The organism is Actinoplanes regularis, assembly GCF_900188005.1.
GTDB classification, from domain to species: domain Bacteria; phylum Actinomycetota; class Actinomycetes; order Mycobacteriales; family Micromonosporaceae; genus Actinoplanes; species Actinoplanes regularis.
Window position 1 is genome coordinate 20,309 of the sequence record NZ_FZNR01000025.1, and the last position, 12,379, is coordinate 32,687.

Annotated in this window: 10 protein-coding genes; all 10 read left to right on the forward strand. The window is 71.3% G+C overall.

All coding sequences use genetic code 11. From position 1 onward, the window contains the following. The first annotated feature begins 2 nt into the window (after window positions 1–2). The 10 genes from CHC09_RS38190 to CHC09_RS38235 all read left to right on the forward strand — a co-directional run bounded on the left by CHC09_RS38190 (window position 3) and on the right by CHC09_RS38235 (window position 12,300). Window positions 3–2,498 carry a SpoIIE family protein phosphatase gene (locus CHC09_RS38190; protein WP_089298161.1) on the forward strand — a complete coding sequence of 832 codons (2,496 nt, stop codon included), beginning with the start codon at window positions 3–5 and terminating at the stop codon, window positions 2,496–2,498. Next, window positions 2,495–2,839, forward strand: a complete 345-nt coding sequence (locus CHC09_RS38195) for an STAS domain-containing protein (protein WP_089298162.1) — start codon at window positions 2,495–2,497, stop codon at window positions 2,837–2,839. Before CHC09_RS38190 ends, CHC09_RS38195 begins: the two co-directional genes overlap by 4 nt. A gap of 21 nt (window positions 2,840–2,860) precedes the next feature. Then, window positions 2,861–4,804, forward strand: a complete 1,944-nt coding sequence (locus CHC09_RS38200; RefSeq protein ID WP_089298163.1) for a TIGR03960 family B12-binding radical SAM protein — start codon at window positions 2,861–2,863, stop codon at window positions 4,802–4,804. Window positions 4,805–4,856: 52 nt separating this feature from the next. Then, window positions 4,857–5,591: a TIGR03936 family radical SAM-associated protein gene (locus CHC09_RS38205; protein WP_089298246.1), complete on the forward strand. Its 735-nt coding sequence runs from the start codon at window positions 4,857–4,859 to the stop codon at window positions 5,589–5,591. A gap of 130 nt (window positions 5,592–5,721) precedes the next feature. Continuing rightward, window positions 5,722–8,844: an Rne/Rng family ribonuclease gene (locus CHC09_RS38210; protein ID WP_089298164.1), complete on the forward strand. Its 3,123-nt coding sequence runs from the start codon at window positions 5,722–5,724 to the stop codon at window positions 8,842–8,844. Window positions 8,845–8,953: 109 nt separating this feature from the next. Next, complete coding sequence (locus tag CHC09_RS45775) at window positions 8,954–9,475, forward strand: hypothetical protein (protein ID WP_143232814.1); 522 nt, start codon at window positions 8,954–8,956, stop codon at window positions 9,473–9,475. Between the two features lie 160 nt (window positions 9,476–9,635). Next, a complete protein-coding gene (gene rplU / locus CHC09_RS38220; protein ID WP_089298165.1) occupies window positions 9,636–9,950 on the forward strand; it encodes a 50S ribosomal protein L21 in 315 nt (104 codons plus the stop codon). An 8-nt stretch (window positions 9,951–9,958) separates the two neighbouring features. Then, the gene (rpmA, locus tag CHC09_RS38225) at window positions 9,959–10,216 is read left to right on the forward strand and encodes a 50S ribosomal protein L27 (RefSeq protein ID WP_089298166.1); all 258 of its coding nucleotides are present in this window, start codon (window positions 9,959–9,961) and stop codon (window positions 10,214–10,216) included. An 80-nt stretch (window positions 10,217–10,296) separates the two neighbouring features. Beyond that, the gene (gene obgE, locus CHC09_RS38230) at window positions 10,297–11,793 is read left to right on the forward strand and encodes a GTPase ObgE (protein WP_089298167.1); all 1,497 of its coding nucleotides are present in this window, start codon (window positions 10,297–10,299) and stop codon (window positions 11,791–11,793) included. Window positions 11,794–11,850: 57 nt separating this feature from the next. Further along, a complete protein-coding gene (locus tag CHC09_RS38235) occupies window positions 11,851–12,300 on the forward strand; it encodes a GNAT family N-acetyltransferase (RefSeq protein ID WP_089298168.1) in 450 nt (149 codons plus the stop codon). Window positions 12,301–12,379: the final 79 nt, after the last annotated feature.

The following is a 12,379-nucleotide window of genomic DNA, read 5'->3' on the forward strand; positions in this document are numbered from 1 at the left end:
GCGTGAGTGAATCCGATAGGCCGGACGTGACACAGGAGCTGCGACTGCCCTGGGACGATGATCCCGAGGACCTGTACGAACACGCACCCTGCGGCTACCTGACGACGCTTCCGGACGGCACCGTTGTCCGGGTCAATCAGACGTTCCTGAGCTGGACCGGGTACGAACGGGCGGCGCTCGTCGGTCACCGTCGGTTCCGGGATCTGCTCACTCCCGGTTGCCAGATCTACCACGAGACCCACTACGCGCCGTTGCTGACGATGCAGAGCGAGGTGCACGAGATCGCGCTCGACGTGGTCTGCGCGGACGGCTCCCGGGTGCCCGTACTGGTGAACTCGGTGCTCGAGCGGGGTGTCGGCGGGGCGCCGCGGGTGATCCGGACCACGGTCTTCAACGCCACCGAGCGGCGCAGTTACGAGGGCGAACTGCTGGCCGCCCGGAGCACCGCGGAGGCCGCGGAGAAGCGGGTCCAGGTCCTGCAGCAGATCGTCGCCGACCTGGCCGCCGCGCCCACCGAGGCGGAGGTGGCCGAGGCGGTGGTGCGGGCGCCGGAGCCGGCCTTCCAGGCCACCAGCACCAGCATCTACCTGGTCGACGCCGAGCGCGACCAGTTGGTCGCGGTGGCCTCCACCGATCCGACCACCGGCAACTGGGACGACATGCCGCGCTCGTCCCGGCGCGCGGTGGCCGAGGTGGCCCGCCGCGGCGACCTGCACGTGGTGCACGACCTGGCGGAGGCCGCCGCGCACTTCCCGGACCTGGCCGAGTCGATGGCCCGCTCCGGCCGGCGGACCGTGGTGCTGCTGCCGCTGACCACCGGGCCGGCCGAGGACCAGTCCGGGGTCTCCGTGCTCGGCGTGCTGGCGTTCAGCTTCGCCGAGGAGCGCGAACTGACCGACGGCGAGTTGCGGGTGATCCGGCTGCTCGGCCAGCAGACCGGGCAGGCGCTGGACCGGGCCCGGCTCTACGACGACGCCCGCCGCCGTGAGGAGCGGGCGGATTTTCTGGCCGGCACCACCCGGGCGCTGGACGAGGAGCACCGGCTGCTGCAGCGCAGCCGCCGGCTGGTGGAGCGGATGGTGCCGGAGATCGCCGACTGGGCGACGGTACGGCTGCACGTGGGCCCGGCCGGGCTGCGCGAGGACGCCGGCGGTCCGGCGCCGGACGAGGACCTGCTGGCCGCCCGGATCGCCGAGGCGACACGTTCGGTGACGCCGGTCTACGCCACCGACAGCGATCGGCTGGGCTGTACGGTCCTGCCGCTCACCGCGCGTGGCAAGGTGCTCGGCACCCTCTCGCTGCGGATGGCCGCCGACCGGCGCGGCGCCGAGGCGGAGCGGGCGTTCCTCGTCGCCCTGGCCGGGCGCGCCGGGCTGGCGCTCGAGAACGCCCGGCTCTACGAGCAGGAACGCGCCATCGCCCGGTCGTTGCAGCGCAGCCTGCTCGCCGCCGACGTGCCCTCCGGCGACCCGCGCTTCGCGGTGGAGTCCCACTACCAGCCCGCCGGGCAGGATCTGGAGGTCGGCGGCGACTGGTTCGACGCCTTCCTGATCACCCCGAACCGGCTGGCCGTGGTGGTCGGCGACGTGGTCGGCCGGGGCCTCGAGGCGGCCAGCACGATGGGCCAGTTGCGCAGCGCGATCCGGGCGCTGGCGAACGCGTCCAACGGACCGGCCCGGCTGCTGGAGGGGCTGGACCGGTTCTGCCAGCGGGTCGAGTCGGCCCGGATGGCCACCGTCGTCTACGCCGAGGTCGACCTGGACGCCTGTGAGCTGGTCTACGCCTGCGCCGGCCACCTGCCACCGCTGCTGCACCAGCCGGCCGGCCCCGCCGAGTTCCTGCTCCAGGGCCGCTCCGGCCCGATCGGCACGCGCGCCGGCGACCGGCGCCGCACCGAGCAGCGGCTGCGCCTGACCCCGGGCAGTCGCCTGCTCTTCTACACCGACGGGCTGGTGGAGCGCCGGGACCGGCCCCTCGACTCGGGCTTCGAGGTGCTCAACCGGGAGTTCAGCCGGCTGCGCGGCGCGCCGTTGAAGGGCCTTCCCGCCGCCCTGGCCGACACCATGGTGGGCCGGGAGCACGGCGACGACGTCTGCCTGCTCTGCCTGACCCTGGGTGCCGAGGAGCGGCTGGAACGCACGCTCGGCGCGGACCCGCTGCAGATCGCCCTGCTCCGCTCGGACATGCGGGCCTGGCTGACCGGCCACGGGGTCGACGCGGACTGCATGGACGCGGTCCTGCTGGGCTGTTCCGAGGCGGTGGCGAACTCGATCGAGCACGGGTACCGGGAGGACCCGTTCGGTGTGGTGGACGTGTCCGCCACGATCACCGACGACGCGGTCGAGGTCCGGGTCGCCGACCGTGGCACCTGGCGTGGCCCCGGGCACTCCCGCGGGCGTGGCCTGAGGTTGATCGAGGAATCAATGGACGAGGTGCTGTTCGACCGGGGCGACGGGACCACCGTGACGATGCGCCGCCACCGAGGGGAAGCCGAATGACCGACCAGTGGGTGACGTTCTCCAGACGGGGAGTCGCCGAGACGGTCCACCTCAAAGGGGAGATCGACCTGGCGAACGCCCACGACATCGGCCGGGCGATAGTGGCGCGGACCACCCTGGCCGACGCGGTGCTGATCGACCTGACCGCGGTCTCGTTCCTGGACAGCGCCGGAGTGCGCCTGCTCGACCTGATCGTCGGCGAGCTGGACGAGCGCGGCAAGCCGATCCGGCTGGTGGTCGGCGAGCGCGGCCCGGCCCGGATGACTCTGCAGCTCTGTGCGTTCCGGACTGACCTTTTCGCGATAGACCTGGACCGGGCCGCCGAGGAACTCGGCCGCTAGTCTCGCGTACGCTGGAGACCCATGAGCGTCAGTTCCGTCTTCCCGCAGCTCGAGCAGCTACTGCCCCGGGTCAGCAAACCGATCCAATACGTGGGCGGCGAGCTCGGCGCCGTTGTCAAGGACTGGGACGCCACCGCCGTCCGGTGGGCGCTGATGTACCCGGACGCCTACGAGGTCGGCCTGCCCAACCAGGGCGTGCAGATCCTCTACGAGGTACTCAACGAGCAGCCGGACGTGCTCGCCGAGCGGACGTACTCGGTCTGGCCGGACCTCGAGGCGCTGATGAAGGAGAACGGCGTCCCGCAGTTCACCGTCGACGCGCACCGCCCGGTCAAGGCGTTCGACGTCCTCGGGCTGTCGTTCGCCACCGAGCTCGGCTACACGAACATGCTCAGCGCGCTCGACCTGGCCGGGATCCCGCTGGAGAGCAAGGACCGCACGGTCGAGCATCCGATCGTGCTGGCCGGCGGCCACGCCAGCTTCAACCCGGAGCCGATCGCCGACTTCATCGACGCCGCGGTGCTCGGTGACGGCGAGGAGGCGGTCCTGGAGATCACCGGGATCATCCGGGACTGGAAGGCGGAGGGCTGCCCGGGCGGGCGGGACGAGATCCTGCTGCGCCTGGCGCGGACCGAGAGCATCTACGTGCCGCGCTTCTACGACGTCGACTACCTGCCCGACGGCCGGATCCAGCGGGTCGTGCCGAACCGTCCGGACGTTCCGTTCCGGGTGGCCAAGCGCACGACGATGGACCTGGACGCCTGGCCGTACCCGAAGAAGCCGCTGGTCCCGCTCGCCGAGACGGTCCACGAGCGGTACGCCGTGGAGATCTTCCGCGGCTGCACCCGGGGCTGCCGGTTCTGCCAGGCCGGCATGATCACCCGCCCGGTGCGGGAGCGGTCGATCACCACGGTCGGCCAGATGGTCAAGGAGGGGCTGGAGTTCTCCGGCTACAGCGAGGTCGGTCTGCTCTCGCTCTCCAGCGCAGACCACTCGGAGATCGGCGACATGTGCTCCGGCCTGGCCGAGCAGTACAAGGACACCAACGTCTCGCTGTCGCTGCCGTCCACCCGGGTCGACGCGTTCAACATCGATCTGGCCCAGGAGCTGTCCCGTAACGGTCGGCGCACCGGTCTCACCTTCGCGCCCGAGGGCGGCTCGGAGCGGATCCGCAAGGTCATCAACAAGATGGTGACCAAGGAGGACCTGATCCGGACCGTCGTGACGGCGTACTCGAACGGCTGGCGGCAGGTGAAGCTGTACTTCATGTGCGGCCTGCCCAGCGAGACCGACGAGGACGTGCTCGAGATCGCCGAGATGGCGCACGAGGTGATCCGGGCCGGCCGCGAGGCCGCCGGCACCAAGGACATCCGGTGCACGGTGTCGATCGGCGGCTTCGTGCCCAAGCCGCACACCCCGTTCCAGTGGGCGAAGATGGACACCCCCGAGGTCATCGACGGCCGCCTCAAGATGCTCAAGCAGGCGATCAACAGTGACCGTTCGCTGGGCCGGGCGATCGGTTTCCGCTATCACGACGGCGAGCCGTCGCTGATCGAGGGCCTGCTGTCCCGCGGCGACCGCCGGGTCGGTGCGGTCATCCGCACGGTGTGGGAGAAGGGCGGCCGGTTCGACGGCTGGTCCGAGCACTTCTCGTACGCCCGCTGGGTCGAGGCCGCCGCCGAGGCGCTCGAGCCGTTCGGCGTCGACCTCGACTGGTACACCACCCGGGAGCGCGAGGAGGCCGAGGTCCTGCCCTGGGACCACCTCGACTCCGGCCTCGACAAGGACTGGCTCTGGCAGGACTGGCAGGACTCGATGAGCGAGTTCGAGCAGGACGACTGCCGCTGGACGCCGTGTTTCGACTGCGGCGTGTGCCCGGCGATGGACACCGAGATCCAGATCGGTCCGACCGGTAAGAAGCTTCTTCCCCTGACCCCGGTGAACGGGCTGCGGGTCCCCGCTTAGGAGTAGGACGATTCCCCCCAAGAACCAACCCGTGGGCGGTCAGGCCCCGGTCGTGCAGCGGATCCGCCTTCGCTACGCGAAGCGCGGACCGCTGCGTTTCACCTCGCACCGGGACTTCGCCCGTGCCTTCGAGCGCGCGCTGCGCCGTGCCGGTGTACCGATCGCCTTCTCGCAGGGCTTCACCCCACACCCCAAGATCTCGTACGCGAGTGCCGCCCCGACCGGTGTCGGCAGCGAGGCGGAGTACCTGGAGATCGGCCTGCAGGCCGTGGTCGACCCGGAGCAGTTGCGGGTCGCCCTGGACGCCGCGCTCTCGCCCGGCCTGGACGTGCTGGAAGCGGTGCGGGCCGGCGAGGGCAGCCTCGCCGACCGGATCGACGCCTCGCACTGGCGGATCGAGCTGCCCGGCGTCGAGCCGGCCGTCGCCCAGGACGCCGTGACCGCCTTCCTCGCGGCGCCCGAGGTGCTGGTCGAGCGGATGACCAAACAGGGTCGCCGCTCGTTCGACGCGCGTGCCGCGGTGGCTCGGTGCACGGTGGAAGAAGAGCCGGACCTACCTTCCAGGACCGGTGGAGTACCGTGTGCGATAATCGACCTTGTCGTTCGGCAGGTAACGCCCGCCGTGCGGCCCGATGATGTCCTCTCCGGCCTGCGCGTGGTGGCCGGCCTGGAGCCGCCGGTGCCCCCGAGGGTGACCCGGCTGGCCCAGGGCACACTCACCGCGCAGGGGGAGATCGTCGATCCGTTGGAGGCGGATCGCGAGGGCGTCGGCATCGGCGGGCACTGACCGGGGATCCGGTCGGAGTCCATTGACAGACTTCGGCAGCCCGTCCGTCACGGACGGCCCGAAATACTTGCAGCGATCCTGCGTGGCAGCGCTCACCCGCGCCCGGGGTCGCCAGAACTGGAGAGCGCCCATGCTCGATAACGAGCCCCCAGTCAACTTGGGAGAACAGGGCGGTGAACGGGACGGAGCAGTCTCTCCGCCCGTTGAAACCGCTACCACCCCGGCGCGTCGGACGCGAGCCCCGCGTCGTAAAGCGGCGGCACCTCCGGCGGAGGAGGCCGCGGCTCCCACCGAGACCGCTTCGGAGGAGGCTGCCGCTCCGGCTGCCGCCCCCGTGAAGAAGGCCACCCGCACCCGCCGGAAGGCTGTCGCCGAGGCGCCCGCAGAGGCCGCGGAGACCGCTGAGGAGCCGGCCGCGGAGGCTCCGGCCCCGGTGAAGAAGGCGACCCGCAGCCGCCGGAAGACGGTCGCCGAGGCGCCCGTCGAGCAGCTCGAGATCTCCCCGCCCGAGCCGGTCCCCGCCGTGCCCGCCGCCGAGGTGGCGGTGCCCGAGGAACCGGCCGAGGAGGAAGAGGAGGCTCCCGTCGTCGCCGCCGAAGAGGCGCCGGTGGTCGGGATCCTCCCGCTGGACGACGACTTCGTCGAGGAGCGGCCCGCCGGGTCCGCCAAGGCCCGCCGCGCCGCACTGCCGCCGGCGGTGCTCTTCATGCCGCCCGAGGCGACCGAGGCCGCTCCGGTGAGCCGGCGCCGCCGGCCGGTCACCGACCCGCTGGCGGCCGCCCCCGCGGTGGCCGAGCCCGCCGAGGCCGCGGCGGCTGTCGAGCCCGCCGAGGCCGCGGTCGTCGAGGGAGCCGAGGAGCCCGCCGAGGGCACCCGGCGCAGCCGGCGTCGCCGGCGTGGCGCCGCGGAGGAGCAGCCCGCCGAGCCGGCGGTCGCCGAGGCCGAGCAGTCCGTGCTCGAAGAGGCCGACGAAGAGGCCGAAGAGGGCCTCGAAGAGGAGTCCGAGGACGACACGGAGGCCGGTCGCCGGCGTCGCCGTCGTGGTCGCCGTGGCCGTGGCCGGGGCAAGGGCCCGTTCGACGAGTCCGAGGAGGGCGAGCCGGAGTCCGAGGAGGGCGAGGGCGAACCCGAGGCCTCCGCCGACGAGGAGTCCGAGGACGAGGAGTCCGAGGAGGGCGAGGGCGGCGTCACCCGTCGTCGTCGCCGTCGTCGCCGCAAGGGTTCCGGCGGAGACGCCGAGACCGGTGGCATCGAGGACGGCGTGCACACCGTGGTCCGGGTCCGTGAGCCCCGCCGCACCGATGAGGTGCAGGGCGTCTCCGGCTCGACCCGGCTGGAGGCCAAGCGCCAGCGCCGCCGGGACGGTCGCGAGCAGCGTCGTACCCGGCCGCCGATCCTGAGCGAGTCGGAGTTTCTGGCCCGTCGCGAAGCGGTGGACCGGGTCATGGTGGTGCGGCAGAAGAGCGACCGGACCCAGATCGCCGTGCTCGAGGACGGCATCCTGGTCGAGCACTACGTCGCCCGGGCCACCTCCGGCACCATGGTCGGCAACGTGTACCTGGGCAAGGTGCAGAACGTACTGCCGAGCATGGAGGCCGCCTTCGTCGACGTCGGCCGTGGCCGCAACGCCGTGCTCTACGCCGGTGAGGTGAACTGGGACGCCACCGGGCTGGAGGGCCGGGCCCGCTCGATCGAGCAGGCGCTGCGCTCCGGCGACTCGGTGCTGGTGCAGGTCACCAAGGACCCGATCGGGCACAAGGGCGCCCGGCTGACCAGCCACATCGCGCTCTCCGGCCGGCACCTGGTCTACGTGCCGAACGGCAACGCCTCCGGGATCAGCCGCAAGCTGCCGGACACCGAGCGCAAGCGGCTCAGGGACGTCCTCAAGAAGCTCGTACCGGACGGCGCGGGCGTTATCGTCCGGACCGCAGCCGAGGGCGCCAGCGAGGACGAACTGGCCCGGGACGTCAAGCGGTTGCAGGCGCAGTGGGAGGACATCCAGGCGCGGACCACCGACGGCAACGCCCCGCGTGCCCTCTCCGAGGAGCCCGACCTGGTCATCCGGGTGGTCCGGGACCTCTTCAACGAGGACTTCCGGGAACTCGTCGTGCAGGGCGAGCAGGCGTACGGCGAGGTGGAGAACTACCTCCACTCGGTCTCGCCGGACCTGGTCGAGCGGCTGCACCGGCACACCGGCGTGGGCGACGTCTTCGCCGAGCACCGGATCGACGAGCAGATCCTCAAGGGTCTGGACCGCAAGGTCTTCCTGCCCTCCGGCGGCCACCTGGTGATCGACCGGACCGAGGCGATGACCGTGGTCGACGTCAACACCGGTAAGTACACCGGCGCGGGCGGCAACCTGGAAGAGACGGTCACCCGCAACAACCTGGAAGCGGCCGAGGAGATCGTGCGCCAGCTGCGGCTGCGCGACCTGGGCGGCATCGTGGTGATCGACTTCATCGACATGGTGCTGGAGAGCAACCGGGAGCTGGTGCTCCGGCGGCTGACCGAGTGCCTGGGCCGGGACCGGACCAAGCACCAGGTCACCGAGATCACCTCGCTCGGCCTGGTGCAGATGACCCGCAAGCGGATCGGTGCCGGGCTGCTCGAGGCGTTCAGCGAGACCTGTGACCACTGCAAGGGTCGCGGTGTGACGATCCACGCCGAGCCGGTGCCGGAGAAGCGGTCCAACGGCGGCGGTGGTGGTGGCGCGGGCGGCGGCACGCAGGTGAAGGCGGTCGCGGCGCCGGTTCGTACCGAGGCGCCGGCGCAGCCGGCCACCAGCGGGCGGTCGCGGCGGCGGCGTGGCGGGGACACCCAGCCGGCCGAGGTCGAGGCCGTCGAGGTCCCGACCGCGGTGGTGGCCGAGGAGCCCGGCCCGGTGGCGGAGGTGGCCGAGGTACCGCCGGCTCCGGTCGCGCCGGCTCCGGTGACGCCGCCTCCCGCGGCGGTGTCCGGCTCCGGAGTGGTCGGGTCCGGGATCGTCCGGCCCGCGCAGCCGGTGCTGACCACGTCGGACGACGACGAATACGACATGAGCGGGTACGACCTGAGCAGGTACGAGACGCCGGAGTTCAACGGCGTGGAGTACCCGGCGACCGAAGCGGAGCCGATGCGGCTGGCCGGCACCGGCGACCCGGACGCCGTGGACGAGGACGAGGACACGGAGGAGAGCGACGACGAGTCGGTGGGTGCCGGTAACGGCCGCCGCCGGTCTCGCCGGAGCGGGGCACGCCGCCGTACCCGTCCCTGAGTGAACCGAGAAGACCCGGCCGGTAGTTAGCTGTTAAGAAAGTTAACTGCCGGACCGGGTTTTCCGTTACCCTCGTCGGGATCGATCCCCGTCCCCCGAGGAGATCCCCATGCGACGCCATGTCGCGGCCGCCGCCGCGCTGTCTTTCGCCCTGCTCGCCGCCGGCTGCTCCGGCTCCGACCAGGAGTCCACCACCGCGGCGCCCACCCCGGCCACCGGCGCCTCCGGGACCACCGCGGCTGCCGGTCCCGCCGGGGCCGCCGACCCCGCCGTGGCCGCCTCCGCCGACGCCGCGCTCTCCGCGGACACCGAGGCCATCTGCGGGCAGGCTGCGCGGACCAGTACGAACTTCGGCACCAACTTCGCCGCCGACTACAAGAACCTGATCGGCGCCGCCGCTCAGGGTGCCGAGGCCAAGAGCCGGGCGCAGGAGAAGGTCACCCGGGACGTGGACGGCTACGCGTACGCGTTGCTGGACATGTCGAAGCTGGCGGCCGACCCGGCGCTGAAGAAGGCGCTCGCCACGATGGGCGCCCAGGTGACCGCCCTGAAGGGTGACATCGCCAAGCTCGACGCCGAGAAACTCGCGAACCTGCACGCCACCCTGGACCAGGTTTGCGGCAAGAACTAACCCCGTTTTGGTTCCCGGCGCGCCGATGAAGTAGGCTTGCCGACGGCGCTTTTTCGGCGCCTGTTCCGTGCGCGCGGCTTAGCCGGCGCCGCCGGGATCTCAAGCAGTATCCGCCAAGCAGCTGCTATTGGCTGCGTAAGTCTCAGGGAGTCCGCGTCTTATGTACGCGATCGTCAAGACCGGCGGCAAGCAGTACAAGGTTGCCGAGGGCGACGTGATCGAGGTCGAGAAGCTCACGGGTGAGCCCGGCGACGCCCTGACGCTCGCCGCGGTCCTCCTCGTCGACGGTGACAACCTGGTGACCGACGCGGCCAAGCTTGCCAACGTTACGGTGTCCGGCGAGATTGCCGAGCACACCAAGGGTCCGAAGATCCGGATCCACAAGTTCAAGAACAAGACCGGCTACCACAAGCGCCAGGGGCACCGTCAGCCGCTGACCCGCGTCAAGGTGACCGGCATCACCAGCGGGAAGTAGGTGCAGCCATGGCCCACAAAAAGGGTGCTTCAAGCTCGCGTAACGGCCGTGACTCCGCCGCTCAGCGGCTTGGTGTCAAGCGGTTCGGCGGTCAGCTGGTCAACGCCGGCGAGATCCTGATCCGTCAGCGCGGCACCAAGTTCCACCCGGGTGACCTGGTCGGCCGGGGCAAGGACGACACGCTGTTCGCGCTTTCCGCGGGCAACGTGCTGTTCGGCACCAAGCGTGGCCGCAAGACCGTGAACATCGTTCCGGTCGCGGAGTAAGTTTTTCCGCAGCGGGCCGTGGACCCTCGGGTCCGCGGCCCGCTGTTGTTTTTCTGGAAGCCGGTAAGGGGAGAGCTGAAGTGACCACGTTCGTCGACCGGGTCGTGCTGCACCTGCAGGCGGGTGACGGCGGGCACGGCTGTGTCTCCGTGCTCCGGGAGAAGTTCAAGCCGCTGGGTGGACCGGACGGTGGTGACGGCGGGCACGGCGGCAGCATCACGCTGGTCGTGGACCCGCAGCAGCACACCCTGCTGGACTTCCACTTCCACCCGCACATCAAGGCGAGCAACGGCGGCGGTGGCGCCGGTGCGAACCGGGACGGGGCGAACGGCAAGGGCCTGGTGCTCAAGGTGCCGGACGGCACCGTCGTGCAGACCGCCGACGGCGAGGTCCTGGCCGACCTGGTCGGCATCGGCACGGAGTACGAGGTGGCCCGGGGTGGCCGGGGCGGCCGGGGCAACCGGGCGCTCGCCAACACCCGCCGCAAGGTGCCGGGCTTCGCCGAGCTCGGCGAGCCGGGTGACCGGCTGGACGTGGTGCTCGAGCTGAAGAGCGTCGCCGACGTCGGCCTGGTCGGTTTCCCGTCGGCCGGCAAGTCGTCGCTGATCTCGGTGCTCTCCGCAGCCAAGCCGAAGATCGCCGACTACCCGTTCACCACCCTGGTGCCGAACCTGGGTGTGGTGCAGGCCGGCGAGGAGACGTTCGTCATCGCCGACGTGCCCGGGCTGATTCCCGGCGCGGCCACCGGCAAGGGCCTGGGCATGCAGTTCCTCCGGCACATCGAGCGCACCTCGGTGCTGGTGCACGTGCTGGACGCGGCGACGCCGGAGATCGAGCGTGACCCGCTGGCCGACCTCGACGCGATCGAGGCCGAGCTGAGCGCCTACGGCGGCCTGGAGGACCGGCCCCGGATGGTGGTGCTCAACAAGATCGACATCCCGGACGGCCGGGACCTGGCCGAGATGGTCCGCCCCGACCTGGAGGCCCGCGGCTACCGGGTGTTCGAGGTGAGCGCGGTCACCCGCGAGGGGCTCAAGGAGTTCAACTACGCGCTGGCCGCTCTGGTCGCCGAGAACCGGGCCGCCAAGCCGGTGGTCGAGGCGACCCGGATCGTGCTGCGCCCGCGCGCGGTGGACGACACCGGCTTCACCATCGAGCAGGACGCGGACGGCGTGTTCGTGGTCCGTGGCAGCCAGGTCGAGCGCTGGATCAAGCAGACCAACTTCGACAACGACGAGGCCATCGGCTACCTGGCCGACCGGCTGGAGCGGCTCGGCGTGGAGGACAAGCTCGGCAAGCTGGGCGCCCGGGCCGGCGACCCGGTCCGGATCGGGACCCGCGAGTTCGACTGGCAGCCCAACGCGGGCGAGTTCGTCTCCGGCCCGCGAGGTACCGACTCGCGCCTCGAGGAGCTCGACACCCGGCCCAGCGCGGCGCAGCGGCTCGCCGCGCGCAAGTCCCGCCGGGTCCGTTTCGAGGACGAGGTGGTGCAGATGGCCGCCGACGGCACGATCTCCAGCGTCGCGAACTCGCAGGTCCCGGTGCTGGTTACCGACGAGGACGACACCGACGAATAGGGCATAGGCCAGGTTTGCGCAACCCTGAGGAAAGGGAGATCACTTACAGTCACGTCTGTGCTGATCGAATCGCGTCCCGCCCTGGACCCCGAGCTCGCCGCTCTCGTGACTGCTCAGCAGCGCGAACTGGCCGAGGCCGGTGCCGGTACGGGCAGGATATTCGAACCGCACGATGACGTGGAGTATCTGATCGGCGTGGTCAACGGCCGGGCTGTCGCCTGCGCCGCCTGGCAGGCCCTCGAGGACGGGGTCGCGGAGATGCTGCGGATGTACGTCCGGCCGGCGTACCGCGGCCGGGGCCTGGCCCGGCAGATGATCGTGGCGGTCGAGGAGGAGGCGCTCGCCGTGGGCCGCCCGGTCATCCAGCTGGCGACCGACCTCCACCTGCCTGCGGCGATCGCCCTCTACCAGTCGTCGGGTTACCGGCAGATCCCCGCGTTCGGGGATCATGCCGGCGACCCCGGCAGCGTCTGCTTCGCGAAGCGGCTGCCCGCGTTGGTCCAGTAGCCCGATCGCGGCGCGGCCTGGCAAGGGATCACGGACGTGCCTGCACGGCCCGGGAACGGGTACCGGCATGATTGTCGTC

Excerpts from the sequence above, each read along its gene's own strand:
- CHC09_RS38210 (WP_089298164.1), top strand. The coding sequence starts at position 5,722 with ATGCTCGATAACGAGCCCCCAGTCAACTTGGGAGAACAGGGCGGTGAA.
- rpmA (WP_089298166.1), top strand. The coding sequence starts at position 9,959 with ATGGCCCACAAAAAGGGTGCTTCAAGCTCGCGTAACGGCCGTGACTCC.
- CHC09_RS45775 (WP_143232814.1), top strand. The coding sequence starts at position 8,954 with ATGCGACGCCATGTCGCGGCCGCCGCCGCGCTGTCTTTCGCCCTGCTC.
- CHC09_RS38195 (WP_089298162.1), top strand. The coding sequence starts at position 2,495 with ATGACCGACCAGTGGGTGACGTTCTCCAGACGGGGAGTCGCCGAGACG.
- rplU (WP_089298165.1), top strand. The coding sequence starts at position 9,636 with ATGTACGCGATCGTCAAGACCGGCGGCAAGCAGTACAAGGTTGCCGAG.
- CHC09_RS38200 (WP_089298163.1), top strand. The coding sequence starts at position 2,861 with ATGAGCGTCAGTTCCGTCTTCCCGCAGCTCGAGCAGCTACTGCCCCGG.